The sequence below is a fragment of the Actinomadura decatromicini genome, from assembly GCF_008121305.1.
GTDB lineage: Bacteria > Actinomycetota > Actinomycetes > Streptosporangiales > Streptosporangiaceae > Spirillospora > Spirillospora syzygii.
Map to the genome: position 1 here is coordinate 843176 of NZ_VSRQ01000004.1, position 26337 is coordinate 869512.

Genomic DNA, 26337 nt, shown 5'->3' on the forward strand with positions numbered 1-26337 from the left:
CGGGCACCCTAGTGCGGGGCCAGAGGTACCCCCGAGCGGATTCGAACCGCCGTTACCGCCTTGAGAGGGCGGCGTCCTAGGCCACTAGACGACGGGGGCAGGACTTGTGTGCGCCTTCGCGGTCTCCCGCTCCGGCTTCCACCACTTTACTGGACGGACGTTCTCCGCCTCGACCCGATTCCCGCTCCCCCGACCCGCAGGAGGGTCACCGGGAGAGGGATGGTCGGGCGTACCCCCGAGCGGATTCGAACCGCCGTTACCGCCTTGAGAGGGCGGCGTCCTAGGCCACTAGACGACGGGGGCGTGTGTCCGTGGTGAGCGGACGCAGCTGGGGTACCAGGACTCGAACCTAGACTAAGTGAACCAGAATCACTCGTGCTGCCGATTACACCATACCCCAGGGAGGTACGGACGACCTCGCCGTTTCCAGCGGGTCGCTCGCGCCTCGATGAGCTTACAGGACGCCGGGACCGCGACCAAAACGGTTACCGCGCCCGCGTCCCGCCGTCCTGAATCGGGCACCCGCGCGGCGGCCGGGACGGTGCCAGCGCGGCGGGCGGACGGTGCCGGCGCGGCGGGCGGGCGGCGTCAGCGGGTGAAGTCGGGCGGGCCGATGTGCCGCCGTCCCCACTCGACCAGCGGGCGAAGCCGCCGCCACGAATCGCGGACCCGGGCCACCGCCTCCGGCGTCGCCATCCACGGGTCGGCGGGCCAGCCCTCGTGGGCGTAGAGCGAGCGGTGCCGCAGCAGGTCGAGCCGGGGATGGTCCTCGGGCGTGCCGCGCGGACGGGTCTTGAGCCGGTCGCCGGCGATCTCCATCCCGGCGGAGCGCAGGTCGTCCACGATGGCCTGGAGCTCGCCGCCGAACGTCTCGGACCCGGCGGCCTCGCGGTAGGCGCGGAGCTGGTCGGGGCTCGGCGCGTACATGCCGCCCGCGACCATCAGCCCGTCGGCGTCGATCTGGAGGTAGAAGCCCTCGTTCGTGTGCCCGCCCTGGTGCGTCTTATAGGGCGTCTTGTCCTTGCTGAAGCGGACGTCCCGGTAGGGGCGGAAGAGCTTGACGGCGCCGAACTCGTCCTCGAGCTCGGCGCACAGCTCCATGAGGGGCTCGCGCACGTGGCGTTCGTAGGCGTCCTTGTGGGCCGTCCAGTAGGACTTGGTGTTGTCGGCCTGGAGCCCTTCGTAGAACGCGAACGCCTCGTCGGTGAAGCCGCTGAACGCCACGGCGTCCCTCCCGGTCGTCGGTAGCGCGGTCGTCGGTAGCGCGGTCGTCGGTAGCCGGTCGTCAGTAGCCGGTCGTCAGTCGCGGGCGATGACGCGGTTGGTGAGGCTGCCGACGTTCTCGATCGTGACGGTCACCTCGTCGCCGATCTCCAGCGGGCCGACCCCGGCCGGGGTGCCGGTGAGGATCACGTCGCCGGGCAGCAGCGTCATGACCTGGCTGACGTACTCGACCAGCGCCGGGACGTCGTGCAGCAGCAGGGACGTGCGGGCGTCCTGCTTGACCTCGCCGTTCACGGACGTCGTGATCGCCAGGTCGGCGGGGTCGACCTCCGTCTCGATCCACGGGCCGAGCGGGCAGAACGTGTCGAAGCCCTTCGCGCGCGTCCACTGGCCGTCCTTCGCCTGGAGGTCGCGGGCCGTGACGTCGTTCGCGCACGTGTAGCCGAGGATCACGTCGGCGGCGCGGGACGCGGGCACCTCGCGGCACATCCGGCCGATGACGACCGCCAGCTCGCCCTCGTAGTCGACCCGCTCGGACAGCTTCTGCGGGTACGCGACCGCCTCCCCCGGCCCGATCACGGCGGTGGACGGCTTGGCGAACACCACCGGCTCGGCGGGCGGCGCCGCGTGGCCCATCTCGCGGACGTGGTCCGCGTAGTTCTTCCCGATCGCGATGACCTTGCTGGGCAGGATCGGCGCGAGCAGCCGGACGTCCGCGAGCGGCAGCCGCACCCCGGTGAACGTCAAGTCACCGAACGGGTGAGCCGCGATGGCCGCGACGGTGTTCTCCTCCACCACGCCGAAGGACATGCCCTCGTCGGTGGCGAACCTGGCGATACGCATGGTCGAGAGCCTAGCCCTTGCCCCGGACACGCCCGGGATGCGCCCGGGGCGGCGCGTGCCCCCGTCGGCCGCGGGTCAGAAGCCGCACGCCTTCCCGTTCAGCTTGCAGCCCTTCGGCGCGGCCGTCGCGCCCGCCGCGCCGAACTGGACGTCCCACGTGCCGCCCGGCGGGATCGCGGGCGCGCCGTCCAGGTTCCTGATCTCGACGGTCGCGCCACCGTGCACGAGCCGCGCGCCCCAGATGTTCTTCACGTCCGCGCCCGGGGTGCGGAACGTCAGCCGCCACGCCTTCATGGGCTTGTTCGTGCGATTGGTGATGACCATCCGGCCCTCGAAGTAGCCCTCGTCCCGCTGGACGAGCTGGTAGGTGATGCCGTCGCCGTCCACGACCGGGCCGATCGGCGCGGTCGAGGCGGGCGGCGCCGGGGACGCCGGCTGCCCCTCCGGCGGCGTCCCGGACGGCTGCGGTGTGGCGGGCGCCCCGCCCGGCGACGGCTCACCGGACGTCGTCGGGGCCGCGCCGCCCTCAGGAGTCTGCGGCGTGGACGCCGAAGGCGCCCCGGCCTTCCCCTTCGAGTCCGATCCGCCGGTGAACAGGAGCACGACCACAGCGGCGGCGGCGAGCGCCAGGAATACGCCGATCACCGCGACGACCAGCAGCGGACGCCGCGACCGGCCCGTCCCGGACGGCGGCGGGCCGGGCGGCACGGGCGACGTGGCGGGCTGGGGCGGCGGAGGCGGGGACGGCGTGTACACGGGGGCGCCCGCACCGGGATGCGTCGCCTCGGCTCCGGCGCCGAACTGCTCCGTCCAGGGCGCCTCCCCGACGACCGCCCCGGCGGCGGGCGGCGGCGCCTGTTCCCGCATCGCCGCCTGCTCGACCACGGAAGCCTCGGGGGCTTCGGCGGCCTCTTCGGGTTCGACGGGGTCCGCCGGTTTCGCGGGCGCGGGCACCTCGAACCGCACGGCCTTCGGCCGGACGGGAATGTCCGAGACGGTCACGGACGCGCCGTCGTCGCCCGGGTCGTCCGCGACGGTCGCTTCCGCCAGGTCTTCGAAGTCGTCCTCGGGATCGTCTTCAAGGTCGTCGACCGGGACGTCCTTGAAGGTGACGCCCGGCGCGTCGTCCTGCGGGAGGTCCTGAGAGGTGACGCCCGGCAGGTCGTCGACCGGGACGTCCTGGAAGGTGGCGCCCGACAGGTCGTCCTGCGGGACGTCCTGGAGCGTCGCGGCCGGACCGACCGGACCGACCGGCTCGGCCAGGTCGTCCACGGGCTCGTCGACGATCGTCGCCTCAGGGCCGGGCACGGCGCCGCCGGGCACGGTCTCCGCGGGCTCCGCGCGCCTGCGCGGGGCGCGGAACTCGGCGGTCGTCTTGTGGTCCGGGGGCACGTACCCGGGCTCCTCGCCGCTCAACTCGCCCACCTTCCAACGTCGTCGATCTCATGGAGTCCGACGACGAAGGGCGCGAATAGGTTCATAACGAACCGGGCAGGCGCGCCGGGCCGGATCAGCCCGCGTGGGCGGGCTCCAGGCCGCGGCGCGCCGCCCGCCGGAGCTGCCGGTTGAGCATGTCGGTGATCAGCTCGATGGCGTCCGGGGTGGTGGCGTCGTGGGCGCCGCTCAGCCAGCGGGTCGCCTCGGCGAGCAGTTCCTCGGCGGAGTCGGCGGCGGAGCCCGCGTCCGCCATCCGGCCGAGGACGCCGCCGAGCCGCAGCGCCGCGTCGGCGCGGCCGGACTCGGCCGCCCGCCGGTACCAGTCGGCGGCCTGCTCCAGGTCGCCTTCGTGCTCGTACAGCTCGCCGAGGCCGAAGGCCACGTCCGCCCACGTGCCGTCCGTCGGACGCCCGAGGTCCGCGGGGCTCCAGGGTCGGACGAGCATACGATCACTCCGGTGGGTCGGTGCGCTGAGAAGAGTGGCGCGCGGAATGCGGCACGCGCGCTGTGTCGCCCCCATAGTGGACGCTCTGCACGAAAACCGCCACCGATTTCGGCGTGTTCGACGAAATTTCTCCGTGACCGAGCCGATGTGAACGGAAGGAACACCCGTTCGCATCGGACAGCCGAATCTGCCGGACGACCTCACACCTTGCCCGTATCGGCACCCGCCGGAGCCATACCGACAGGAGCCGTACCAGAAGGCGCCGTAACGGAAGGCGCTGTGCCGGGCGGTCCCGCGTCGGAAGGACCCGCGTCGGAAGGCGCCATGCCAGAAGGCGCCGGGTCGGGCGCGGGCGGTGTCGCGCGTGGGCGGTCGGCCGGGACCGCCACGTTGATCAGCGCGCCCCGCCGTCCGACCGGCGACGTCGGCGTGGGCATCCGGCTGCGGAACTGCAGGTCCCTCGTGCGGTAGCCGAGCAGGACGACGTAGAGCGACAGGATCAGGAACAGTGCCGCGGGACCGATGATCCACAGGTACAGGGTCAGGTCACCGATCATTCCAACGCTCCTCTCCGCGGGGTGCAGAGGGTGAACCCGATCAGGCCGTTGATCTGAGCCGATTCCTGGAAACTCCGATGATCGGCCCGGTACCATCAGACTCTTCAAGCCGTCTGGTTCAGCTCTCTCGGCTTCGGTCCTACTAAAGGTGTAACCCATATCAGGTAGGGCAAAACCCGATCGTTGGAACCAATCGCTCTGATTGCAATGAGAGGTCGCGATGGCGGACCGGATCCCCAAGTACGTCGAGATCGCGCAGGACCTCCGTGCCCAGATCGAGGACGGGACCCTCCCGCCCGCCGCCCAACTGCCGACGGAGAAGGAACTCGTCGAGCACTGGGGCGTCTCGGCCAACACCATCAAGAAGGCCGTCAACGAGCTGCGCCAGCAGGGCCTCGTCGAGACCGTCCCCCAGAAGGGGAGCTTCGTCGCCGAGCCGACCGCGCCGTTCGTCATCACGCTGAACCACACGGACCTGGGCGAGGAGAACCCGCCCGGACGCGGCTTCGGCGGCGGCGAGGGCAGGGCGTTCACGGCCGAGGCCGAGCGCCAGAACCACGCGGCCCACTCCTCGAAACCCGAGGTCAAGGTCGAGGACGCCGAGGAGCCGCAGATGAGGGCGCTCGGCATCGCGCCGGTCGCGCCCGGCCAGCCGAGGCCGCAGGTGGTCCGGCGCTCCCAGCAGCGGTTCGTCGACGGCAAGCCGAACTCGCTCCAGCACTCGTACTTCAAGCTGGAGCTCGCCATCCAGGCGCAGGCGCTCCTCAAGTCGGCCGACATCGAGGAGGGCACCGTCGCCTACCTGCAGAGCTGCGGCCACGTCCAGACCGGCTACGAGGACGTGTTCGACGCCCGGCAGCCGACGGAGGAGGAGCTCAGGTTCTTCGGGCTCTCCCGCGGCAGCCTCGCCGTGATCGAGCACCGGCGGACCGCGTACGACCAGCACGGCGAGCCGTTCCGCCTCACCGTCACCATTTACAAGCCGGGCACCAATAGGATCCGCTTCATCGCCGGAGAGGTGCCCGTCGAGGTGTGGGAACGCGGTTCCTGACGCACCACCGTCTTCGCCATCAACGACACCATTAACCGTAAAAGGACCGAGATGTCCATTTCTCGTATGCGCGCGCACACGCCCGCGCACCACCCGGACCCCGAAGTCGACGCCGCGCACGGCTACATCACCGCCGTCGTCGAGGCGCTCGGCGACCGCGGCATCCAGGTGGACCGGAGCTGGCTCGACCCCAAGGGCCCCGTCGACGCGACCGTCGTCACCGGCGACAAGGCCCTCGTCTGGGACGAGTGGACCGGCTGCACGTTCGGCCTCTACGTCTCGGGCCGCCAGGGCGAGCGGACCGTCCTCGCGGACGAGCGGCGCCTCGGCGGCGGCGTGCTGCTCCCGCCGGCCGTCCTCGCCCGGCTGGTCGAGACCGGTTCGGCCCTGCCGCCGGCCACCCGCGAGCCCGGCGCGCGCGACGGACTGTTCGACGCCCTGCGCGACCACTGACCCACCACAATGCCCCGGTTGTGGCCGGAGACGAACGGCCACGACCGGCCCGGCGGGCGGCCGCGCGTCCTAGGCGGTCACGGCGCCACCACGTCGCGGTAGTCGGGGTGGCGCTGGATCCAGCCCTTGATGAACGGGCAGAGCGGGATGACCGTCCGGTTCTGGGCGCGCAGGTCGTCCAGGACGCCGCGGGCCAGCGTCCCGCCGACCCCCTTGCCCTCGAAGGCGGGATCGACCTCGGTGTGGGTGAGGACGAGGATGTCGTTCTCGGCGGGCTCGTAGTCGGCGAAGCCCGCCAGCTCGCCGTCCAGCCTGATCTCGTAGCGCTTGCGCTCGGCGTTGTCGGTGATCTCGGTGCTCATGCCCCCGATAATGCCCAGCGAGCCGCGCCCATTCCCCGCCGGGTCGGCCCGGCGGGGCGCCGCGCGGCAGCGGGGCGGCGGGGCGGCACGCGGCGGCGCGGCGGCGGATCAGCCCGGCTCGTGGCCCGCGCGGAGCAGGCAGTAGGAGACGGCCTCCTCCAGCGCCTGCCAGGACGCGGCGATGACGTTGTCCTCGACGCCGACCGTGCCCCACTCGCGCTCGCCGTCCCCGGACTCGACGAGCACGCGCGTCCGGGCGTCGGTGCCGTGCGAGCCCTCCAGGATGCGGACCTTGTAGTCGACGAGCTCCAGCCGCGCCAGCTCCGGGTAGAGCCGTTCGAGCGCGAGGCGCAGGGCGTTGTCCAGCGCGTTGACCGGGCCGTTGCCCTCGCCCGTCGCGATGATCCGCTCGCCCTTGGCGTGCAGCTTGACGGTCGCCTCGCTGACCATGGAGCCGTCCGGGCGGCGCTCCACGATCGACCGCCACGACTCGACCTCGAAGTGCCGCTGCCGGACGCCGGTCAGCTCCTCGCGCAGCAGCAGCTCGAACGAGGCGTCCGCGGCCTCGAACGTGTAGCCGGTGGACTCCAGCTCCTTGACCTTGTCCACGACGGCCTTGGCCTTCTCGCCGGACAGGTCGTAGCCCAGCTCGCGCCCCTTCAGCTCGACGGACGCGCGTCCCGCCATGCTCGACACCAGCATCCGCATGTCGTTGCCCACGCGGGACGGGTCGATGTGCTGGTACAGGTCGGGGTCGACCTTGACGGCGGAGGCGTGCAGGCCCGCCTTGTGCGCGAACGCCGACAGTCCGACGTACGGCTGCTGCGAGCTGGGCGCGACGTTCGTGACCTCGGACACGGCGTGGGCGATCCGGGTCATCTCGGCGAGCTGGGCGTCCGAGACGAGGCTCATCCCGCGCTTGAGCTGCAGGTTCCCGACGACCGTGAACAGGTTGGCGTTGCCGCTGCGCTCCCCGTACCCGTTCGCGCACCCCTGGACGTGGGTGGCGCCCGCCTTCACCGCGGCGAGCGAGTTCGCCACCGCGCAGCCGGAGTCGTCGTGGCAGTGGATCCCGACGCGGACGCCGAGGGACGCCACCTCGTGGACGACGTCGGCCAGCTCGTCCGGGAGCATGCCGCCGTTGGTGTCGCAGAGCGCGACGACGTCGGCGCCCGCCTCGGCGGCGGCGCGGACGGCCTCCAGCGCGTACGCGCGGTTGGCCTTGTAGCCGTCGAAGAAGTGCTCGGCGTCCAGGAAGACGCGTTGGCCCTCCGCACGCAGGTGGGAGACCGTGTCGCGGATCATCGCGAGGTTCTCCTCCAGGGTGGTGCGGAGGGCCAGCTCGACGTGCCTGTCGTGACTCTTCGCAACGAGGGTCACGACGGGCGCGCCGGATTCGCGCAGCGCGGCGACCTGGGGGTCGTCGGCCGCCCGCACACCGGCCCGGCGGGTCGCGCCGAACGCGGTGAGCTGCGCGTACTTCAGGTCGAGCTCTGTTCGGGCCCGCCTGAAGAACTCGGTGTCCTTCGGATTGGCGCCGGGCCAGCCGCCCTCGATGAAGCCGACGCCGAGATCGTCGAGGTGCCGCGCGATGGCGAGCTTGTCGGGCACGGAGAGGTTGAGCCCCTCCTGCTGCGAGCCGTCGCGCAGGGTGGTGTCGTAGACGTGGAATGCGTCGCCTTGCGTAGATGGGCCGTGCATTGGTGTAACCCCCAAGGGGCTGCGCCAGGACACAAAAAAGACCCCTCACGGACGTGAGAGGTCTGCGCGCCGGCGCTGTCCCGTTAGCTGCTGCCGGCGCGCCTGCCGATAATCACGAGGCTGTGGCGCATGACGCGGACCAGTCTGCCACATGGTCCGTAAAGTTGGGACATCCGTCTCGGATGCCGAGACGGCACCGCCCCGGCGGGCCTGCCACCGGGGCCCGGCGACGTCGCGAACCCCCTGGTCGGAAGAGTCGACCGGGTCAGACGATCTTGTGGACCCAGCCGTACGGGTCGGGGCGCGTCCCGTACTGGATGCCGACCAGCTCCTGGCGCAGCCGCATCGAGACCTCGCCGGGCTCGCCGTCGCCGATCGTCCAGGCGCGGTCGGCGCCCTTGACCGACCCGACCGGGCTGATGATCGCGGCGGTGCCGCAGCCGAACACCTCGGTGATCTCGCCGGACCGGCAGCCCTCCTCCCACTCCTCGATGCTGATCTTGCCCTCCTCGGCGGGGACGCCGAGGTCGGGGGCGAGCTTCAGCATGGAGTCGCGGGTGACGCCGGCGAGCAGCGTCCCGGTCAGCGCGGGGGTGAGCAGCCGCGCCCGGGAGCCGGACCCGTAGACGAACATCAGGTTCATCGAGCCCACCTCCTCGACCCAGCGGTGCTCGACCGCGTCGAGCCAGACGACCTGGTCGCAGCCCTCCGCGACGGCCTGCTTCTGCCCGGCGAACGAGGCCGCGTAGTTGCCGCCGAACTTGGCCTCGCCGGTGCCGCCCGGCGCGGCGCGCGTGTAGTCCTGCGACAGCCAGACCGAGACGGGCTTGATCCCGCGCGGGTAGTACAGCCCGGACGGGGACGCGATGACCATGAACAGGAACTCGCTCGCCGGGCTGTTCACGCCGAGCGCGCGGGTCGTGGCGAACATGAACGGGCGGAGGTAGAGGCTGTGGCCCTCCGTGTCGGGCACCCAGTCCTTGTCGGTGCGGACGAGGAGCTCGACGGCGTCCACGAAGAGCTGCTCGGGGATCTCCGGCATCGCCATCCGGCGGGCGGACCGGTTCATCCGGGCCGCGTTCATGAACGGGCGGAAGGTGACGACCGAGCCGTCCGGCTGCTTGTACGCCTTGAGCCCCTCGAACAGCTCCTGGGCGTAGTGGAACACCTGGCTCGCCGGGTCCATGGGCAGCGGGCCGTACGGTTCGAGCTTCGCGTCGTGCCAGCCCCGCTCCTGCGAGTACCGGATCGTGATCATGTGATCGGTGAAGTACCGTCCGAAGCCGGGGTCGGCCAGGACGCGCGCGCGGTCCGCCGCGGTCGCCGGTCGCTCGGTGCGGGTGATCTCGAAGTCCAGGGTGTCGCTCATCGCGGTTCGTCCTCTCGCCGGATCGCCGGGGCGGCCCCATCGCCGCCGCGGCTTCCCTAGTCCCTATTGTCGTACTTCGTCCAGACCTACTCCCCCGGGAGGACGCGGCGCACGCGAAAACCGGGCGCGCCGCGCGGGCACGCCCGGAGTTCCCTGTACTGGCCAGAGAGGCGTGCCCCTAGCCGGATACTCGCTTCGCGATCGCGTCGCCGACCTGGGACGTGGACCGCTCGCCGAACGCGGCGCGCTCGGCGAGGTCGTCCGAGACGGCCCGCTCGACGCGGCGGGCGGCGTCGCCCTCGCCGATGTGGTCGAGCAGCATGGCGACAGACAGGATCGTGGCGGTCGGGTCGGCCTTGCCCTGCCCGGCGATGTCGGGCGCGCTGCCGTGCACCGGCTCGAACATCGACGGGGCGGTGCGGTCGGGGTTGACGTTGCCGGACGCGGCGAGCCCGATGCCCCCGGCGATCGCCGCGCCGAGGTCGGTGATGATGTCGCCGAACAGGTTGTCGGTGACGATTACGTCGAACCGGCCGGGATTGCTGACGAAGAACATCGTGGCCGCGTCGACATGGCAGTAGGCGGTCGTGACCTGCGGGTACTCCTCGGCGACGCGCTTCAGCACGCGCTGGTAGAGGTCGCCCGCGAAGGTGAGCACGTTGTCCTTGTGGACGAGCGTCAGGTGCCTGCGCGGCCGCGACGCCGCCACCTCGAAGGCGTACCGGACGACGCGCTCGACGCCGAACGCGGTGTTCACGCTCTCCTGCGTGGCGACCTCGTGCCGGGTGCCCTTGCGCAGGACGCCGCCGACGCCCGTGTACGGCCCCTCGGTGCCCTCGCGGACGACGACCATGTCGACGTCGTCGGCCGTCACGCCCGCCAGCGCGGTCGCGACGCCGGGGAACAGCTTCACCGGGCGCAGGTTGACGTAGTGGTCGAGCTCGAAGCGGGTGCGCAGGAGGAGGCCGCGTTCGAGCGTCCCGCTCGGGACGCTCGGGTCGCCGACGGCGCCGAGCAGGATGACGTCCTGCTCGCGCAGCTCGGCGAGGACCGAGTCGGGCAGGACCTCCCCGGTGCGGTGCCAGCGGGCGGCGCCGAGGTCGTAGGACGTCCGCTCGAACGCGAGATCACCGGACACGGCGTCGAGGACCTTGAGGCCCTCGGCGACCACCTCGGGGCCGATCCCGTCACCCGGGATCACGGCCAGACGAACACTGCGCGATGCCATGCGCGCACTCTACTGCAAACGTCTCATTGGTTGGGCATTTGTCTCACGTCTCGGAACGGCCGTCTCGTTCCCGCAGGCCGCAGTCACCGCACAGCCCGCCGCCCGGCACGCGGTAGTACAGGCAACAGTTGCGCCTGCGGAAGCCGCCGGGGCCCGGCGCCCACGTCCCGGCGAGCGGCGGGCGGCCGAGCAGTTCCGCGGCGATCGCGCGCCGCGCCGGGTCGGGCGGGCCGACGTTCAGGCCCCCGGCGAGCGCGGACGCGGCGTTGCCCCACAGCAGGCCGTCCGCGAGGGGGACGAAGGTCAGCATCGTCTCGCGCAGCGGCCGGAGCCGGTCGTCCACGACCATGGGGAGGATCAGGTCGGCGGCCCGCGCGGCGTCCGTCACCCGGTGCCCGCGCGGTTCGGTGAGCCGGAGGGCGATCGGCTCGCCGGGCGCGCCGCGCCACCGCAGGCCGGACAGGTCGGGGACGATCCCCCGCGCCGCCGCCGCGACGACCGGGGACCACAGCCGCGCCGCGAGCCCCTGGAAGAGCAGCGACGCGGCCACCCTGCGCTCGCCGGTGCCGAGCCGTTCGGCGTGGTCGGCGGTCAGCGCGGCGAGCGGGGCGGTGTCGCCGGGGAACGGGCGCCATCCGCCGTCCCCGGCCGGACCGGTGCCGATCTCGAAGTACGGCCCGAGCCGGGCCGTGTCGCGCAGCAGCCCGGCCACCTCGCCGGGCGGGACGTCGGGAGGCATGCGCCCCAGTCTCGCACCGCCCGGATTCGTGGACGGGTCAGGAACGGCCGCCGTTGTCGCGGCGGTCCAGGGCGGTCTGCAGGGCGCGGGCCGCCTCTTCCTGGGCGTCGTCGGCGGGAGTGGTGTCGCGGGTGTCGTTCATGATGGTTCGCTCCGATCGCTGTTTTTCTGGCCGGTGGGGCCGCCGGAGAAGGGCGTGGTTCGCACGGTCCGGCGAGAGAGGATCGGACTAACGGCCAGGCAGAGCCTCCGCAGCGGGTGCCGGCCTGCCGATGATCAGGCCCCGCTGCGGCAGCGAAGGATTACCACGAAGCGCCGCATGACTACCTGTGAGATTACCTCTGGTCAAGAGCGATTGTCCCGACCTGTGGCGGAAAATCTCACCATATGAGATGGCAAGCGTCCGCCACGGGCCCGGCGGACAAGCGTCGCGCTCAGCCGTCCAGGTCGACGCGGCGGCCCATGTCGGCGCCCACCTCGGCGGTGATCGCGTCGACGAGCTGCGGCGGGATGGCGGAGTCGACGGTCAGCGCGATCAGCGCGCGGCCGCCCTTGGCGTCCCGGCCGACCTGCATCCCGGCGATGTTGACCTCGGCGTCGCCGAGCAGCTTGCCGACCGCGCCGACGATCCCCGGCCGGTCGACGTAGGAGAAGAACGCCATGTGCTCGGTCGGGACGAGCTCCATGTTGTAGCCGTTGATCTCGATGAGCCGCTCGGCGTGCTTCGGGCCGGTGAGCGTGCCGGACACCGACACGACCTCGCCGCCCGACATCGTCCCGCGGACCTGCACGACGTTGCGCCAGTCGGGGCTGTCCTCGCTGGTGGTGAGGGTGACCTCGACGCCGCGGTCGCGGGCCAGCAGCGGGGCGTTGACGAACGTCACGGCCTCCTCGATCACGTCCACGAACACGCCCTTGAGCGCGGCGAGCTCCAGCACCTTGACGTCGTGCTCGGCGATCTCGCCGCGGACGACGACGTCCAGCCGGACGGGGACGCCGCCCGCGAGCGCGGTGAAGATGCGGCCGAGCTTCTCGGTGAGCGGCAGGCCGGGCTTCACGTCCTCGGCGACGGCGCCGCCCTGCACGTTCACGGCGTCCGGGACGAACTCGCCGGACAGCGCGAGCTTCACCGACCGGGCGACCTGCGTGCCCGCCTTCTCCTGCGCCTCGTGCGTGCTGGCGCCGAGGTGCGGGGTGACCACGACGTTGTCGTGGTGGAACAGCGGGCTGTCGGTCATCGGCTCGGAGGTGAACACGTCGAGGCCGGCGCCGGCGACGCGGCCGTCCTTCAGCGCGAGGTCGAGCGCCTCCTCGTCGACGATCCCGCCGCGGGCGGCGTTGACGATCCGCACCTCGGGCTTGACCAGGCGGAGCTCGCGGTCGCCGAGGAGGCCGAGCGTCTCCGGCGTCTTCGGCAGGTGGACGGTGATGAAGTCGCTCTCGGCGAGCAGCTCGTCGAGCGTGACGAGCTTCACGCCGAGCTGCGCCGCGCGGGCCGCCTGCACGTACGGGTCGTAGGCGATCACGTTCATGTCGAAGGCGGCGAGGCGCTGCGCGACGAGGACGCCGATGCGCCCGAGGCCGAGCACGCCGACCGTCTTGCCCTGCAGCTCGACGCCGGTGTACTTGGACCGCTTCCACTCGCCCTTCTTGAGCGCACCGTGCCCCTGCGGCACGTTCCGGGCGGTGGCGAGCAGCAGCGCGATCGCGTGCTCGGCGGCGGTGACGATGTTCGACGTGGGCGCGTTGACGACCATGACGCCGGCCTTGGTGGCGGCCTCCACGTCGACGTTGTCGAGGCCGACGCCCGCGCGGGCGACGACCCGCAGCTTCGAGGCGTGCTGGAACACCTCGGCGGTGACCTTGGTGGCGCTGCGGACGATCAGCGCGTCGACGTCGGCCACGGCGGGCAGCAGCTGGGCTTTGTCGCTGCCGTCGACGTGGCGGACCTCGAAGTCGGCCTCCAGCACGGCGATGCCGGCCGGGGAGAGTTCTTCAGCGACGAGGACGACGGGCATGCTCAAGGAAGACAGTCCTTCGGGATGTGGATGGAATGTGATCTCTGCAGGTGAAGTCGCGGGTCACCTCGTCGTGCCCTCGCCCCTCCGCGAGTCTATCTCCCGTGGAGTGGAGCGGTTCGCGGCAGGGAGACACCCACCGGTAAGTCCTGATTCGTCCGGCTCTGGACGCCGTCAGGCCGCGTTCGGCTCCGGCACCGCCGCCAGCACGGACGCGACCCGCTCCGCGTCGGCGACGTGGACGTGCGGGACGTCCACGTACACGCGCAGCGGCCCGGCGGGCAGCCCCAGCGCCTCGGCGACCTGGACCTGCACGTCGCGCAGCGGGATGTAGGTCAGGTACCCGCGGTGGACGTCCTGAGACCGGAACATCGCCGTCATGATCAGCCGGTAGCCGCGGATGCGGAACGACAGCGCCGTCAGGCACGGCAGCCCCTCCGCCGGCTCGCCGGGGATCGTGAGCGAGATCCACGCGCTGGTCGTCCACGGGCGGGCGCGCAGCAGGTCCACGACCCAGCGGATCTGGTCGTTGCCCTGGAGGTCGTGCAGCCGCGGCCAGTACCGCCCGCGGACCGGGCGGCGGGTGCGCTCCTGCGCCCGCCGGACGAGCCGCGCGCGGTCGCCGTGCTCGTGGAGGATCGGGTCCTCCCAGCTGAGCGACGCGATCTCGAACAGCAGCGGCGGGCCCTCGATGATGGGGCCGCCGTCCTCCAGCCCGGCCTCCCCGGCGGCCCAGACGTGCCGCAGGACGCCGATCCAGGCGTGCCCGCACGTCTCGAAGCGCCGGACGTCCTTCTCCTCCGCCGCCGGCACGTCACGGCTCCCGGCCGTTTTCACGGCGGTCATGTGGATTTCGCCCGCGGCAATTGCCCGGCCGCGCGATCGCCGCGCGGGAGGCGAATTCCGCCGTGCCGCCTGCTCTCGGCTCTTCGTCGTTCCCGACCTGCATCACACCACTCATGCGCCGCGCCCCTTTGCCGCTCCGGCGGCGGTCACACGAGGTTCAGCGCGGGGAGTCCCGCGTCGGCCGCGGCCGTCACGGCTTTCTTCAAGTATCAGGCAAAGTGCGCCAGAACTACAGAGGATTTTGTTCAAATCGCGCCTTCACCCGCTTTCTGACGGTCGGCGTGATGATCGGTCACCGGCCAATCCGTCCAAAATAGGGTGATCAGGGCTTACCAGGGGTCGGGGCCGGGGCGGTACAGGACGACGTACCCCTCCCGGCGGAACACCTCGCGGTATCCCTCGGCGGCCAGCTCCTCGACCCGGCGGCGCTGGTCGGCCACGCTCGCGAAGGGGAACTCCAGCCGTCCGACGCAGGCGACGACCCAGGGGGCGCCGCGGGAGCGCTCGTCCCACAGCAGGACCCGGGCGCGGGTCGTGAGCGCGGGGCCGACGCCGTTCGCCGCCTCGACCAGTGCGCCGTCCGGGACGCGCGCCGCCGCGGCGGCCGCCGCGCGGGCCCGCTCGTTCGGCCGCCACAGCGCCGGGTCGGCCAGGTGCCGGTAGGTGAAGAACGGGACGCAGACCAGCATCGCCGCCAGGATCGCGGCCCCCGGCAGGACGGCCGGCCACCCGCGCGCCCTCCGGATCCGGCCGCGCAGCCGGGCCGCCCCGTCCACCGCCGCCAGGACGAGCACCGCGATGATGAACGCGTTGTAGTGGTAGTGCGGCTCCCACCAGTTGCTGAACCGGCTGTTCAGCATCCGTTCGGCGAGCAGCGGCAGGACCGTCAGGGTCAGCGGCGAGACCAGCGGCAGCAGGAACAGCGGCAGGACGACCAGCGCCATCGTCAGGACCTTCTGCGGCGGGGTGCCGAGGACGGCGGCGGCGTCCCACGGATGGGTCAGCGCGTGCACGGCGGCGTGCGGCAGGTCGGGGCCGAGGGACCCGTACGCCCAGTAGTAGTCCTTGTCGCCGCCGAACGCGGCGGTGACGACGCGGGAGCAGATCCAGGTCGCGACGAGGCCGACGACGGCGTAGGCGAGGCCCGCGCGGCGGTCGTCCCGCGAGCCGCGGCGGGTGGCGAGGAACATGCCGAAGCCCACGAGCAGCAGGCCCATGTCCTCCTTGACCAGGAGCAGGGCGCACGCCGCCAGGGCAGCCTGGCCGCGCCGTCCCGCGTCGTGCCGCTCGACCATCAGCGCCGACAGCAGCGGGACGAACGCCACCTCGTGGAAGTCGAACGCGAGCGCCTCCGCGACCGGCCACGACAGCGCGTAGCCGCCGGCCGCGCAGTACGCCGCCGCCGCGCCGAGCCTGCGCTCGGTGAACCGGAAGACCGGCACGATCGCGAGCGCGAGCAGCACGGCCTGCGCGAGCAGCAGCGTCGCGGGCCCGTCGTGGATCCAGTACAGCGGGGCCAGCAGCGCGAGGATCGGCGAGAAGTGGTCGCCGAGGACGGCGAACCCGGGCCCGAACCCGTTGTGCACGCCCTTCACCATCGAGACCGGCGCCTCGAACCGGCTGTAGGAGCGGATCGCCTGGTCGAAGATGACGAGGTCGTAGCTGCCCGCCCGGAACGCGCGCAGCCGCAGCAGCGAGTACCCGCCGTAGAGCGCCGCGCCGCCCGCGACCATCGCCGCGAGCGCGGCGCGCCGCCGCCGGGACGGCCGCGGGGCCGGCGCGGCGCCGGCGCGTCCCCCCACCGCCACCGCCTCAGCCACGCGCCGGACGCTACCACCGCCTCCGGCGCGCGGCTGAACCGGTATGTGAACCGGCGCGGCCGGTCCGGCGAGGCGCGCCCCCTGGCCGGACCGGCGCGTCCCTACCCCGCCGCGCGGCGGGTCATCGGCAGCCGGCCGGCGGTGAACATCCCGGCGGCGAGCGCCGCGACGAGCGGGACGACGACCCCGATGGCGATCAGCAGCAGCCACGGCACGTCCAGGATCGCCCCGTGCGGCGGCACGCTGTCGTCGGACGCCTCGAGCTGCTCGGTGAGCGGGCGCGTCACGGCGAAGCCGGGGACGAGCCCGCCCGCGATGCCGATCCAGCAGCCGAATCCCGCGACGACCACGGCCTGGGCCATTGTCAGCACCCGCCGCGTCCGGGGCCGGGCGCCGACCGCGGCGAGGGTGGCGAGGTCGGGCCTGGCGTCGGCGGCGGCCAGCCCGGTCGAGATCAGCGCGCCGCCGAGGACCAGCGCGGCGGCGACGCCGGCGAGCAGCAGCAGGACGCCGTCGAGGGACTCGGTGAAGCCCCGCTCGACGTAGACCAGTTCGGACTCCTGGGTGAACCGGGAGATCGTCTTCTTCAGCCGGGACTCCTCGGCCTTGGTGACCCGGTGGTCGGCGCGGTCGACGCCGTACGCCTCCGTGTGCAGGGGGAGGCCGGTCCGCGCGGCGACGGCGGGCGGGATGATCGTCCGCACGTGCGGGTCCCCGGCGGCGGCGACGGCCGGGACGTCCCTGATGACGCGGCCCTTCCCCTGCCCCTCCTGGAAGGAGATCCTCATGGTCGTCATCCCGCTCGCGGGCGGCCGCGACCGGAACAGCACGACCTTGCCCGCGGTCAGCGCGGCGCTGACGGCCGGGTCGTCGCGGCCGAGCAGCAGGCGCGCCTCGCGGGGCCCGCCGACGACGTTGTCCAGGAGGGAGATCCGCATGCCGTCGTCGTCCTTGCCGGCGACGTGCACCGAGGGGCACCCGGGAGTGGCCTCCTCGTTGCAGGCCCCCTCCGCGTAGGGCAGGACCTTCAGGCTCTGGACGGGCACGCCGGGCAAGTCGCCGCGCACGGCCCGCTCGACCTCGTCCGCGCGCTCCGTCGGCGCGCGGACGAGGGTCGTCCCCATCGGCAGTTCCGGCCGGTACTCGATCTCCCGCTGGCGGAAGTCGCTGGCGCCCCCGATGGCCAGCGCGGTGACGGCGGCCACGGCGGCGGTGATCGCCGCGACGGCCGGGGCGGTGCGGGCGCGGTTGCGGGCGGCGTCCCGGACGGCGAGGCGCAGCGGCAGCGGGAGCCGGGACGCGACGCGCCCGGACGCCCCGACGACCGCCGGGCAGACCATCACCAGCCCGATGATGATCGCCGCCGCGCCGAGCGCCGCGCCGAACTCGCGCATGACCCGCACGCCGACCAGCGAGATCACGATGCCGGCGGCGACCAGCAGGCCGCCGAGCAGCGGCAGGCCGCGGCGGGCCCGGCCGGGCGGGTCGCGGCGGCCGGCGAGGGCGGACACGACGTCCATCCGGGCGGCCTGCCGGGCGGGGACCAGCGCGGCGAGGACGCCGCTGCCCGCCGCGACGAGCATCGTGACGAGGACGAGCCCCCACGGCACCCGGAACGGGCCGAGTCTCTCGTCGGTCACGGCCTCGATGACCGGCTTCGCGATCGCCGAGCCGACGATCCCGAGCGCCGCCCCGCCGAGCGCGGCGGCCCCGCCGATGACCAGGCCGCCCGCGAGGACGACGGCGCGCAGGTGCCGGGCCTCCCCGCCCGCCGCGGCGACGAGCGCGAGGTCGCGGCGGCGCCTGCGGACGTCCACGACGAACGACGGCCCGGCGAGCAGCACGACCTGGAGCACGATCATCGTGACGACCAGCGCGCCGATGGCGCTCTCGGCGGCGGCAGCGGCGCCGTCCGAGACGGGCTCGCCCTCCCCCGCGACCACCGCCTGCGTGGGCTCGCCCGTCCGCATCAGGACGGCCAGCATGACGATCAGGGTGGTGGGGAACCCGATCATCGCCAGCACCAGCGCGGTGCGCCCCTTGGACCGCGCCGCGTCCCGCGCCGCCATGCGCAGCGCGCAGAGATACTCGCTCACGGAGTCCCGCCTTTCCCGGGGAAGAACCCCAGGCCCCCGGAGCGGCGGTGCCATGATCCTCGCGTCGCGCCGGTCATGGCGCCTCCTGCAGGAGGCTCTCCGGACCGGTGGCGGCGGGCGTGGTGTCGACGATCCGGCCGTCGCGCAGGAAGACGACGCGGTCGGCCCAGGCGGCGTGCCGGGACTCGTGCGTCACCATCAGGCAGGACGCGCCCGCGTCGCAGCGCCCGCGCAGGACGCGCATGATGTCCTCGCCGGTGTTGCTGTCGAGCGCGCCGGTCGGCTCGTCGGCGAGGACGAGCCGCCGGTCGCCGACGAGCGCGCGGGCGATGGCGACGCGCTGCTGCTGGCCGCCGGACATCTCGTCCGGGTAGCGGTCGGCGAGCTCCTGGACGCCGACCTCGGTGAGCGCGTGCGCCGCCTCGCGGCGGGCCTGCCGGGCGCGGACGCCGTCCAGCTCGCGGGGCAGCATGACGTTCTCGGCGGCGGTCAGGCTCGGGATGAGGTTGAGGTCCTGGAAGATGTAGCCGACGCTGCGGCGGCGCAGCGCGGACCGTCCGGCCCGGCCGAGCGCGCCGAGGTCGGCGCCGTCCACGAAGACCTGCCCGGACGACGGCGTGTCGAGCCCGCCCGCGAGCGTCAGCAGGGTCGACTTGCCGGAGCCGGACGGCCCCATCACGGCGACGAACTCGCCGGGCGCGACGTCCAGCGTCACGCTCCGGAGGGCGTGCACGAGGCCGGGGCCGCTGCCGTGGTCGCGGGAGACCTCGCGGAGCGCGAGCAGGCTCATCGCCGCGCCTCCTCGTCCGCTTCCGCCGGGGCGTCGGCCGGGCCGGGGGCGGGGGCGCTCACCGCGGGCGGCCCGGCCTGCGCGATGAACGCCTCGCAGTGATCCAGCCAGCGCACCTCGGCCTCCGCCTGGAAGACCATCGACTCCAGGACGAGCCGCCACGCGCGGTCGCCCTGCTCGGCGGGCGCGGCGGGCGCCGAGACCTTGAGCCGGGTGAGCTCCTGGAGGCTGCGGAGCGTGGCGGTGCGCTGGGCCTGGACGACCCGCGCGACGTCCACGCCCGGCGTCGTCACGGCCATCGCCAGCTTGATCGCGAGCTCGTCGCGGGGCCGGTCGGTGCGGGTGATCGGGGTGCCGAACCAGCGCCGGACCTCCGCCTCCCCCGCCGGGGTGATCCGGTAGACGAAGCGGCCCTCGTCGTCGGCGCCGACGCGGGCGACGAGGTCGTCGCGTTCGAGCCGGGACAGCGTGGAGTACACCTGCCCGATGTTGAGGGGCCAGGTCGCGCCCGTGGACGACTCGAACTCGGCGCGGAGCTGGTAGCCGTAGCGGGGCCCCTGCGACAGCAGGGCCAGCAGGCCGTGACGTATGGACATGCCTACCAAGTATGCATACCGAGTATGCACATGGCAACACCGAGCGTGCACCGGTGTCCCGAAACGGCTGCGGCGTGTCACCCCGCCGGGGTGACACGCCGCGATGACCTGCCGCGATGGGAGGGGCTCAGTCGTTGAGCCAGCTCATCATCGGGCGCAGCTCCGCGCCCGTCTTCTCGATCGGGTGCTCGGCGAGCTCCTCGCGGTACCGGCCGAACTCCTTCTGGCCGCCCTCGAACTCGTCCACCAGCTCCTTGGCGTACTGCCCGGACTGGATCTCGCCGAGGATCTTCTTCATCGCGGCCTTGGTCTCCGGCGTGATCACGCGCGGGCCGCGGGTGTAGCCGCCGTACTCGGCGTTGTCCGACACCGACCAGTACATCTTCGAGATGCCGCCCTCGTAGATCAGGTCGATGATCAGCTTCAGCTCGTGCAGCACCTCGAAGTAGGCGACCTCGGGCTGGTAGCCCGCCTCGGTCAGCACCTCGAACCCGGTCTTGATCAGCTCGGAGACGCCGCCGCACAGCACCGTCTGCTCGCCGAACAGGTCGGTCTCGGTCTCCTCGGTGAACGTCGTCCTGATGCCGCCCGCGCGGAGCCCGCCGATCGCCTTCGCGTAGGACAGGGCCAGCGGCCAGGCGTTCCCGGACGCGTCCTTCTCCACCGCCACGATCACCGGCACGCCGCGCCCGGCGACGAACTGCCGCCGCACGAGGTGCCCCGGGCCCTTCGGCGCGACCATCGCCACGTCCACGCCCTCCGGCGGCTGGACGAGGTCGTACCGGATGCTGAACCCGTGGCCGAAGAACAGCGCGTCGCCCTCGACCAGCGCGGGCTTGACGTCCTTCTCGAAGATCTCCCGGTGGTGGTGGTCCGGGGCGAGAAGCATGATCAGGTCGGCCTCCTCGGCGGCCTCCGCCGGGGTGACGACGCGCAGCCCCTCGGCCTCCGCGAGCTCCCGGCTCGCCGACCCCTCGCGGAGCCCGACCCGCACGTCGACGCCGGAGTCGCGCAGCGACAGCGCGTGCGCGTGCCCCTGGCTCCCGTAACCGATGACCGCCACGTGCCGGCCCTGGATCACGCTCAGGTCGGCGGCGTCGTCGTAGAACATCTCAGCCACAGTGCTTGTTGCCTTTCGTGATTGTCACTGAATGGAAGGCCGTCCCCGCCGGGAGGCGGGGACGGCCGGAAGTCACGCGCTGCGCTCGATGGCCCGCAGCGAGCGGTCGGTGATCGACCGGGCGCCGCGGCCGATGGCCACCAGTCCCGACTGCACCAGCTCCTTGATGCCGAAGGGCTCCAGGACCTTGATGAACGCGTCCAGCTTGTCGCGGTTGCCGGTGGCCTCGATCGTGACGGCGTCGGGCGCGACGTCGACCACCTTGGCCCGGAAGAGCTGGACGGTCTCCAGCACCTGGGACCGGGTCTCGGCGTCCGCGCGCACCTTGACCAGCACCAGCTCCCGCTGGACGGACGCCGTCCGGTCCAGCTCGACGATCTTCAGCACGTTGATCAGCTTGTTCAGCTGCTTCGTGACCTGTTCGAGCGGCAGTTCCTCGACGTTGACCACGATCGTCATCCGGGAGATGTCCGGATGCTCGGTGGTGCCGACCGCGAGCGACTCGATGTTGAAGCCGCGCCGGGAGAACAGCGCCGCGACCCGGGCCAGGATGCCGGGCTTGTTCTCCACGAGCACCGACAGGGTGTGCAGGCTCATCGGGGTCAGTCTCCGTTCTCCCACTCGGGCGCCATGTCCCGCGCGATCTTGATGTCGTCGTTGGTGGTGCCCGCCGCGACCATCGGCCAGACCATGGCGTCCTTGTGGACGACGAAGTCGATCACGACCGGAGCGTCGTTGATCTCCATGGCCTTCGCGATGACCTCGTCGACGTCCTCGGCCTTCTCGCAGCGCAGGCCGACACAACCGTACGCCTCGGCGAGCTTGACGAAGTCGGGGATCCGCTTGGCCGCGTGCCCGGCCTGCGGCTGGAGCCCGGTGTTGGAGTAGCGCTCGTTGTAGAAGAGCGTCTGCCACTGCCGGACCATGCCCAGGTTGCCGTTGTTGATGATGGCGATCTTGACGGGGACGCCCTCGATCGCGCAGGTGGCGAGCTCCTGGTTGGTCATCTGGAAGCAGCCGTCGCCGTCGATCGCCCAGACCGTCGTGTCCGGCGCGCCGACCTTCGCGCCCATCGCCGCCGGGACGGCGTAGCCCATCGTCCCCGCGCCGCCCGAGTTCAGGAACGCGCCCGGCCGCTCGTACCTGATGAACTGCGCGGCCCACATCTGGTGCTGGCCGACGCCCGCGACGTAGTAGGCGTCGGGGCCGGCGAGGCGGCCGATCCGCTCGATCACGTACTGCGGAGACAGCGAGCCGTCCGACGGCGTGTCGTAGCCCAGCGGGTACGTGTCGCGCCACGCCTGGAGCTGCCGCCACCAGTCGCTGTAGTCGCCCTTGCGCCCGGCCTCGTGCTCCTTCTGCACCGCGACGATCAGGTCGGCGAGGACCTCGCGGGCGTCGCCGACGATCGGGACGTCCGCGTGCCGGTTCTTGGAGATCTCCGCCGGGTCGATGTCGGCGTGCACGACCTTGGCGTTCGGGGCGAAGCCGTCCAGCTTGCCGGTGACCCGGTCGTCGAACCGGGCGCCGAGCGCGACCAGCAGGTCGGACCGCTGCAGCGCGCCGACCGCGCCGACCGCGCCGTGCATGCCCGGCATGCCCATGTGCAGGGGGTGGCTGTCGGGCAGGGCGCCCTTCGCCATCAGCGTGGTGACGACCGGCGCGCCGGTCAGCTCCGCCAGCACCTTCAGCTCGGCGGAGGCGTTCGCCTTCAGCACCCCGCCGCCGACGTACAGCACCGGGCGCTCCGCCGCGACGATCAGCCGTGCCGCCTCCCTGACCTGCTTGGAGTGCGGCCGGGTGACGGGCCGGTAGCCGGGCAGCTGCAGCGCGACCGGCCACTCGAACTCGACCGTGGCCTGGAGGGCGTCCTTGGCGATGTCGACGAGGACCGGTCCGGGACGCCCGGTGGAGGCGATGTGGAACGCCTCGGCGATCGTCCGGGCGATGTCCCCGGCCTTCGTCACCAGGAAGTTGTGCTTGGTGATCGGCATCGTGATGCCGGCGATGTCGGCCTCCTGGAAGCCGTCCGTCCCGATGAGGGACGAGGCCACCTGGCCGGTGATCGCCACGATCGGCACCGAGTCCATGTAGGCGTCGGAGATCGCCGTGACGAGGTTCGTCGCGCCCGGCCCGCTGGTGGCCATGCACACGCCCACCTTGCCGGTCACCATCGCGTAGCCCTGGGCCGCGTGCCCCGCGCCCTGCTCGTGCCTGACGAGGATGTGCCGCAGTTTCGCGGAGTCGAAGATCGGGTCGTAGGCCGGGAGGATCGCGCCGCCCGGAATGCCGAACACGGTGTCGACGCCGACGTTCTCCAGTGCGCGGACCAGCGCCTGGGCTCCCGTCATCTGTTCGGTCGTCATGATCTGGGTTTCCCTTGGGGAGATGTGTCTCTTGGCTCGCCGGGCAACAAAAAACCCCCGCCGCCGGCAGGCGGTCGAGGGGAGGCGCGCAGGACGAGGAGCTTGGTCAGCCTGCGCGCCGACCAAGTACTACGAGAATGGTGATGGTGCTCTGCACGGGCCCCACTTTCGCCGATGTCCGGCCCGCGGTCAAATTATTGAACACTTTGTCTCACCATTTGAGACACCATGACCGGCCCTCGGTCGCCGCGCGGCGCTCGCGCCGCCGGTCATCCCGGCAGCGGAAGCGGCACGTCGCTGGACCTGCCGTGCTCCTCCAGGTTCGTCCGGACGAGGGACTCCACCCGTCCGGCCGCCATCGGCCGCGCCACGAGGAACCCCTGCCCGCGCGGGCAGCCCATCTCGCGCAGCGCCTGGAGCTGCTCGGGCCGCTCGATGCCCTCCGCCACCACGGTCAGCCCGAGGTCGCTGCCGAGCCGGACGATCGTCCGCGTGAGGAGGGTCAGGGTCTCGTCCGAGCCGAGGCCCGCCACGAACGACGGGTCGATCTTGATGATGTCGACGGGGAGCTGCCCGAGGTAGGCGAGCGAGGCGTACCCGGTGCCGAAGTCGTCGATGGCGAGCCGGACGCCCAGCTCGCGCAGCTCCGACAGGCGCGCGACGTTCTGGCCCGCGTCCTCGACGAGGACCTCCTCGCGCACCTCCAGCGTCAGCGCGTGCGGCGGCAGGCCCGTCTCCGCGAGCACCGCCGCGACCGACTCGACGAACCGGGGCGCGGCGATCTGCCGTCCGGTGAAGTTGACCGAGAGGCCGATGTCCCACGAGTCGCGGCGCCACCGGGCGACCTCCCGGCACGCCTCGCGCAGCACCCAGCCGCCGAGCGGGATCATCAGGCCGGACTCCTCCGCCGGGCCGATGAACTCCTCCGGCGGCACCGCCTCGCCGCCCCGCCACCAGCGCAGCAGCGCCTCCACCCCGCACACCCGGGACGTCGCCAGCTCCACCACCGGCTGGAACTCGATCGCGAACTGCTCCTCGGCGAGCGCCCGCTGCAGGTCGCTGCCGAGTTCGAGCCGCCGGACGACGTCGGCGTGCATGTGCGGCGCGTACACCTCGACCCGCCCGCCGCCGAGCTCCTTCGCCCTGGCCATCGCGAGGTCGCCGTTGCGCAGCAGGTCGGCGGCGGTGCGGCGGAGGCGGCGCTCGGCGTCCGAGCCGCCGCCGTCCGGGGGGCGCTCGTCGTCGCCCGCGAACGCGATGCCGACACTCGCCGTCAGCACGATGTGCTTGTCGCCGACCTGGTAAGGGTCGACCGAAAGGACCCGGAGGAGGCGTCCGGCGAGCTCGACAGTGGCGCGTGTCTCACGGTCGTCCGGCGGGAGCTGGACGAGCACCGCGAACTCGTCCCCGCCCCAGCGCGCCACCGTGTCGTCGGACTGGACGTTGGCCCGCAGCCGCCGCGCCGCCTGCGAGAGCACCTGGTCGCCCGCCGCGTGCCCCTCGGAGTCGTTGACGGCGGTGAAGCCGTCCAGGTCGACGAAGACCACCGCGACCGCCCCGGCGGACGGCCGCCGCGACAGCACCTCGCGGGTGCGCTCCTCGAAGTAGGACCGGTTCGGCAGGCCCGTCAGGCCGTCGTGGAAGGTCAGGTGCGCGACCTGCCGCTGGAGCGCCGCCTGCTCGCTCAGGTCGCGGGTCGTGACCAGCAGGCGTGCGGGCCCGCCGTCGGAGCCGGTGAACCAGGAGACCGTGGACTCGGTGGGCAGCCACGTCCCGTCGGCGGCGCGGACCCGGCAGGAGACGCGGAGCGCGTCGCGCGGGTCGGCGAGGCGGCCCGCCGCCGTCCCGGCCTGGTCGTCGAGGAACTCGGTGAACACGTCCTGGACGCGGGGCAGGTCCTCCGGGTGGACGATCTCGTTCAGCGGGCGGCCGAGCAGCTCGTCCGGGGCGTAGTGGTAGGTGCGCAGGGCTCCCGCGCTGGCGTAACGGACGGTCGCGTCGAGGTCGCAGATGAGGACCGCGTCGTCGATGCTCTCCGTCAGCGCGCGGAAGTGCTCCTCGCCGGTCTCCACCGCGCGACGCAGCCGGTCGTTCTCCCTTAGCAGCCCGGCCAGCCGCGCGATCAGCACCAGCGCGGCCGACCCCGCGGTGATCGAAACGCCCGGTTCGAGGCCGTTCTCCCCGGTGATCGAGTGGCCCGCGATGAACAGCCCGGCCGCGGCGGCGACCGCGGCCGGGGCGAGGCCGGGGCCGATCATGCGGCCGCGCCGCTCGCCCGCCGGGTCGGCGGCGTCCGGCTCGCCGTCCGCGGCGGCGATGTCGACGGCGATGTCGGCGGGGATGTCGTCGACCGGGAGGTCGGGTTCGGGGGCCGGGCCCGTCCACGGGACGAGCAGCAGGAGCAGCAGCCCGGCGAGCCGCAGGATGTCGGACGGGTCGTCGGCCGCCCGGCCGCCGTCCAGCCGGACGAACGTCGTCACGATGTCGGCGCCCGCGACCGCCGTCAGTGCGCCGTAGCCCATCCAGGCGAGCCGCCGCCGGCCGCGCGCCGCGCCGAGGACGAACGGCAGCGCCCCGCAGATGAACACGATGTCGATCAGCGGGTACAGCAGTTCGAGCAGGAACTCCGACGGCGACTCCCCCGACTGGTGGTAGAGCCTGCCGAACAGCGCGACCCAGCCGAGCACGAACAGCGCGCACGCGCAGACGTAGGTGTCGGCGGCGTAGCGGAGCCAGGCGCCCGCGTCCCGCGGCAGCCTGATCGGCACGACCAGGCCGACCACCAGCGACGTCAGCGCCACCAGGTAGAACAGGTCGGGGACGGACAGCGACAGCGCGCTGCGCCCGCCCGGGTCGCCCGCGCTCGACAGGGCGCTGCCGAGCGCGCCCGCGAACCAGGCCGCGGCGGCGATCCCGTACCAGCGCCAGGACGCGCGCCACAGCCCGCCGGGCGCGGCGTCGGCGGGCGGCCCGGCCGGGCGCCGGGCCGACAGCAGCAGCGACACGGCGGCGGCGACCGCGGCGGCGACCTCGGTCCACGCGATGAACGCGCGGCCGCCCCAGCCGAGCAGCGAGCCGGTGGCGTACAGCGCGCCGGCGATGACGGCCATGGCGACGGGCAGCGCACGCGGCGGTATCCGCCTGGTGTGGTCGCCGCTCATCGCGCCGTGTTCCTTCCCGCCCCGGTGGAGCGTCGGTCCCTGGAGGCGCAGCGCCGCGCCAGGGGAGATGTGGGTCTTCACCACTCGTCCCGCCCGGATAACGGGCGGGAGGCCA

At 72.7% G+C, this 26337-nt stretch carries 22 protein-coding genes and 3 tRNA genes; 2 read left to right on the forward strand and 23 right to left on the reverse strand.

Annotated features, from left to right (window positions below):
- Positions 1-26: 26 nt before the first annotated feature.
- The 8 genes from FXF68_RS22435 to FXF68_RS22470 form a co-directional block, all read right to left on the reverse strand.
- Positions 27-99: transfer RNA gene (locus FXF68_RS22435), tRNA-Glu, on the reverse strand.
- A gap of 131 nt (positions 100-230) precedes the next feature.
- Positions 231-303: transfer RNA gene (locus FXF68_RS22440), tRNA-Glu, on the reverse strand.
- Between the two features lie 25 nt (positions 304-328).
- Positions 329-400 (reverse strand) — tRNA-Gln (locus FXF68_RS22445).
- Between the two features lie 188 nt (positions 401-588).
- Complete coding sequence (locus FXF68_RS22450) at positions 589-1224, reverse strand: DUF2461 domain-containing protein (protein ID WP_148762203.1); 636 nt, start codon at positions 1222-1224, stop codon at positions 589-591.
- A gap of 75 nt (positions 1225-1299) precedes the next feature.
- Entirely contained in the window at positions 1300-2067 is a 768-nt protein-coding gene (locus FXF68_RS22455; RefSeq protein ID WP_148762205.1) for a fumarylacetoacetate hydrolase family protein, read from the reverse strand.
- A 75-nt stretch (positions 2068-2142) separates the two neighbouring features.
- Complete coding sequence (locus FXF68_RS22460) at positions 2143-3483, reverse strand: cellulose binding domain-containing protein (RefSeq protein ID WP_148762207.1); 1341 nt, start codon at positions 3481-3483, stop codon at positions 2143-2145.
- A 94-nt stretch (positions 3484-3577) separates the two neighbouring features.
- Complete coding sequence (locus FXF68_RS22465) at positions 3578-3949, reverse strand: SEL1-like repeat protein (protein ID WP_148762209.1); 372 nt, start codon at positions 3947-3949, stop codon at positions 3578-3580.
- 200 nt (positions 3950-4149) lie between these two features.
- Positions 4150-4506 (reverse strand): hypothetical protein, encoded by a 357-nt coding sequence (locus FXF68_RS22470; protein WP_148762211.1) that lies wholly within the window; start codon positions 4504-4506, stop codon positions 4150-4152.
- Between the two features lie 220 nt (positions 4507-4726).
- Here FXF68_RS22470 and FXF68_RS22475 point away from each other — a divergent pair, with 220 nt between their 5' ends.
- Positions 4727-5557 (forward strand): GntR family transcriptional regulator, encoded by an 831-nt coding sequence (locus FXF68_RS22475; protein WP_148762213.1) that lies wholly within the window; start codon positions 4727-4729, stop codon positions 5555-5557.
- A gap of 51 nt (positions 5558-5608) precedes the next feature.
- Positions 5609-6010, forward strand: coding sequence for a DUF6292 family protein (locus FXF68_RS22480; protein WP_148762215.1), 402 nt, complete (start codon positions 5609-5611; stop codon positions 6008-6010).
- A 77-nt stretch (positions 6011-6087) separates the two neighbouring features.
- Here the strand turns inward: FXF68_RS22480 and FXF68_RS22485 are convergent, their stop codons facing one another.
- From FXF68_RS22485 to FXF68_RS22555, 15 genes are all read right to left on the reverse strand, one after another.
- On the reverse strand, positions 6088-6372 hold the full coding sequence (locus tag FXF68_RS22485) for a GNAT family N-acetyltransferase (protein ID WP_148762217.1): 285 nt from the start codon (positions 6370-6372) through the stop codon (positions 6088-6090).
- A 108-nt stretch (positions 6373-6480) separates the two neighbouring features.
- On the reverse strand, positions 6481-8073 hold the full coding sequence (gene cimA, locus FXF68_RS22490; RefSeq protein ID WP_148762219.1) for a citramalate synthase: 1593 nt from the start codon (positions 8071-8073) through the stop codon (positions 6481-6483).
- Positions 8074-8338: 265 nt separating this feature from the next.
- Entirely contained in the window at positions 8339-9442 is a 1104-nt protein-coding gene (locus tag FXF68_RS22495; RefSeq protein WP_148762221.1) for a branched-chain amino acid aminotransferase, read from the reverse strand.
- 178 nt (positions 9443-9620) lie between these two features.
- Positions 9621-10670, reverse strand: coding sequence for a 3-isopropylmalate dehydrogenase (locus FXF68_RS22500; RefSeq protein WP_148762223.1), 1050 nt, complete (start codon positions 10668-10670; stop codon positions 9621-9623).
- Positions 10671-10713: 43 nt separating this feature from the next.
- A complete protein-coding gene (locus FXF68_RS22505) occupies positions 10714-11409 on the reverse strand; it encodes a (2Fe-2S)-binding protein (RefSeq protein ID WP_148762225.1) in 696 nt (231 codons plus the stop codon).
- Between the two features lie 434 nt (positions 11410-11843).
- On the reverse strand, positions 11844-13433 hold the full coding sequence (gene serA, locus FXF68_RS22510) for a phosphoglycerate dehydrogenase (protein ID WP_148762227.1): 1590 nt from the start codon (positions 13431-13433) through the stop codon (positions 11844-11846).
- Positions 13434-13601: 168 nt separating this feature from the next.
- The gene (locus FXF68_RS22515; protein WP_148762229.1) at positions 13602-14273 is read right to left on the reverse strand and encodes a thymidylate synthase family protein; all 672 of its coding nucleotides are present in this window, start codon (positions 14271-14273) and stop codon (positions 13602-13604) included.
- A gap of 329 nt (positions 14274-14602) precedes the next feature.
- Positions 14603-16093 (reverse strand): DUF2079 domain-containing protein, encoded by a 1491-nt coding sequence (locus tag FXF68_RS22520; RefSeq protein WP_148762230.1) that lies wholly within the window; start codon positions 16091-16093, stop codon positions 14603-14605.
- Positions 16094-16194: 101 nt separating this feature from the next.
- Entirely contained in the window at positions 16195-18189 is a 1995-nt protein-coding gene (locus tag FXF68_RS22525) for an FtsX-like permease family protein (RefSeq protein ID WP_187438038.1), read from the reverse strand.
- Between the two features lie 73 nt (positions 18190-18262).
- Positions 18263-18979: an ABC transporter ATP-binding protein gene (locus FXF68_RS22530; RefSeq protein WP_148762234.1), complete on the reverse strand. Its 717-nt coding sequence runs from the start codon at positions 18977-18979 to the stop codon at positions 18263-18265.
- On the reverse strand, positions 18976-19575 hold the full coding sequence (locus FXF68_RS22535) for a PadR family transcriptional regulator (RefSeq protein ID WP_148762236.1): 600 nt from the start codon (positions 19573-19575) through the stop codon (positions 18976-18978). Before FXF68_RS22535 ends, FXF68_RS22530 begins: the two co-directional genes overlap by 4 nt.
- Positions 19576-19702: 127 nt before the next feature.
- Entirely contained in the window at positions 19703-20686 is a 984-nt protein-coding gene (gene ilvC / locus FXF68_RS22540; protein ID WP_148762238.1) for a ketol-acid reductoisomerase, read from the reverse strand.
- Positions 20687-20767: 81 nt separating this feature from the next.
- A complete protein-coding gene (gene ilvN / locus FXF68_RS22545) occupies positions 20768-21292 on the reverse strand; it encodes an acetolactate synthase small subunit (protein WP_148352943.1) in 525 nt (174 codons plus the stop codon).
- 5 nt (positions 21293-21297) lie between these two features.
- Complete coding sequence (locus FXF68_RS22550; RefSeq protein ID WP_281292228.1) at positions 21298-23085, reverse strand: acetolactate synthase large subunit; 1788 nt, start codon at positions 23083-23085, stop codon at positions 21298-21300.
- A gap of 245 nt (positions 23086-23330) precedes the next feature.
- Complete coding sequence (locus tag FXF68_RS22555) at positions 23331-26222, reverse strand: putative bifunctional diguanylate cyclase/phosphodiesterase (protein ID WP_148762442.1); 2892 nt, start codon at positions 26220-26222, stop codon at positions 23331-23333.
- Positions 26223-26337 lie beyond the last annotated feature (115 nt).

Coding starts and splice junctions, on each gene's coding strand:
- FXF68_RS22555 (WP_148762442.1), bottom strand. CDS start 26,222: ATGAGCGGCGACCACACCAGGCGGATACCGCCGCGTGCGCTGCCCGTC.
- FXF68_RS22535 (WP_148762236.1), bottom strand. CDS start 19,575: ATGTCCATACGTCACGGCCTGCTGGCCCTGCTGTCGCAGGGGCCCCGC.
- FXF68_RS22470 (WP_148762211.1), bottom strand. CDS start 4,506: ATGATCGGTGACCTGACCCTGTACCTGTGGATCATCGGTCCCGCGGCA.
- FXF68_RS22500 (WP_148762223.1), bottom strand. CDS start 10,670: ATGGCATCGCGCAGTGTTCGTCTGGCCGTGATCCCGGGTGACGGGATC.
- ilvC (WP_148762238.1), bottom strand. CDS start 20,686: ATGTTCTACGACGACGCCGCCGACCTGAGCGTGATCCAGGGCCGGCAC.
- FXF68_RS22465 (WP_148762209.1), bottom strand. CDS start 3,949: ATGCTCGTCCGACCCTGGAGCCCCGCGGACCTCGGGCGTCCGACGGAC.
- FXF68_RS22455 (WP_148762205.1), bottom strand. CDS start 2,067: ATGCGTATCGCCAGGTTCGCCACCGACGAGGGCATGTCCTTCGGCGTG.
- FXF68_RS22495 (WP_148762221.1), bottom strand. CDS start 9,442: ATGAGCGACACCCTGGACTTCGAGATCACCCGCACCGAGCGACCGGCG.
- FXF68_RS22485 (WP_148762217.1), bottom strand. CDS start 6,372: ATGAGCACCGAGATCACCGACAACGCCGAGCGCAAGCGCTACGAGATC.
- FXF68_RS22530 (WP_148762234.1), bottom strand. CDS start 18,979: ATGAGCCTGCTCGCGCTCCGCGAGGTCTCCCGCGACCACGGCAGCGGC.
- ilvN (WP_148352943.1), bottom strand. CDS start 21,292: ATGAGCCTGCACACCCTGTCGGTGCTCGTGGAGAACAAGCCCGGCATC.
- FXF68_RS22505 (WP_148762225.1), bottom strand. CDS start 11,409: ATGCCTCCCGACGTCCCGCCCGGCGAGGTGGCCGGGCTGCTGCGCGAC.
- FXF68_RS22515 (WP_148762229.1), bottom strand. CDS start 14,273: ATGACCGCCGTGAAAACGGCCGGGAGCCGTGACGTGCCGGCGGCGGAG.
- FXF68_RS22475 (WP_148762213.1), top strand. CDS start 4,727: ATGGCGGACCGGATCCCCAAGTACGTCGAGATCGCGCAGGACCTCCGT.
- FXF68_RS22480 (WP_148762215.1), top strand. CDS start 5,609: ATGTCCATTTCTCGTATGCGCGCGCACACGCCCGCGCACCACCCGGAC.
- cimA (WP_148762219.1), bottom strand. CDS start 8,073: ATGCACGGCCCATCTACGCAAGGCGACGCATTCCACGTCTACGACACC.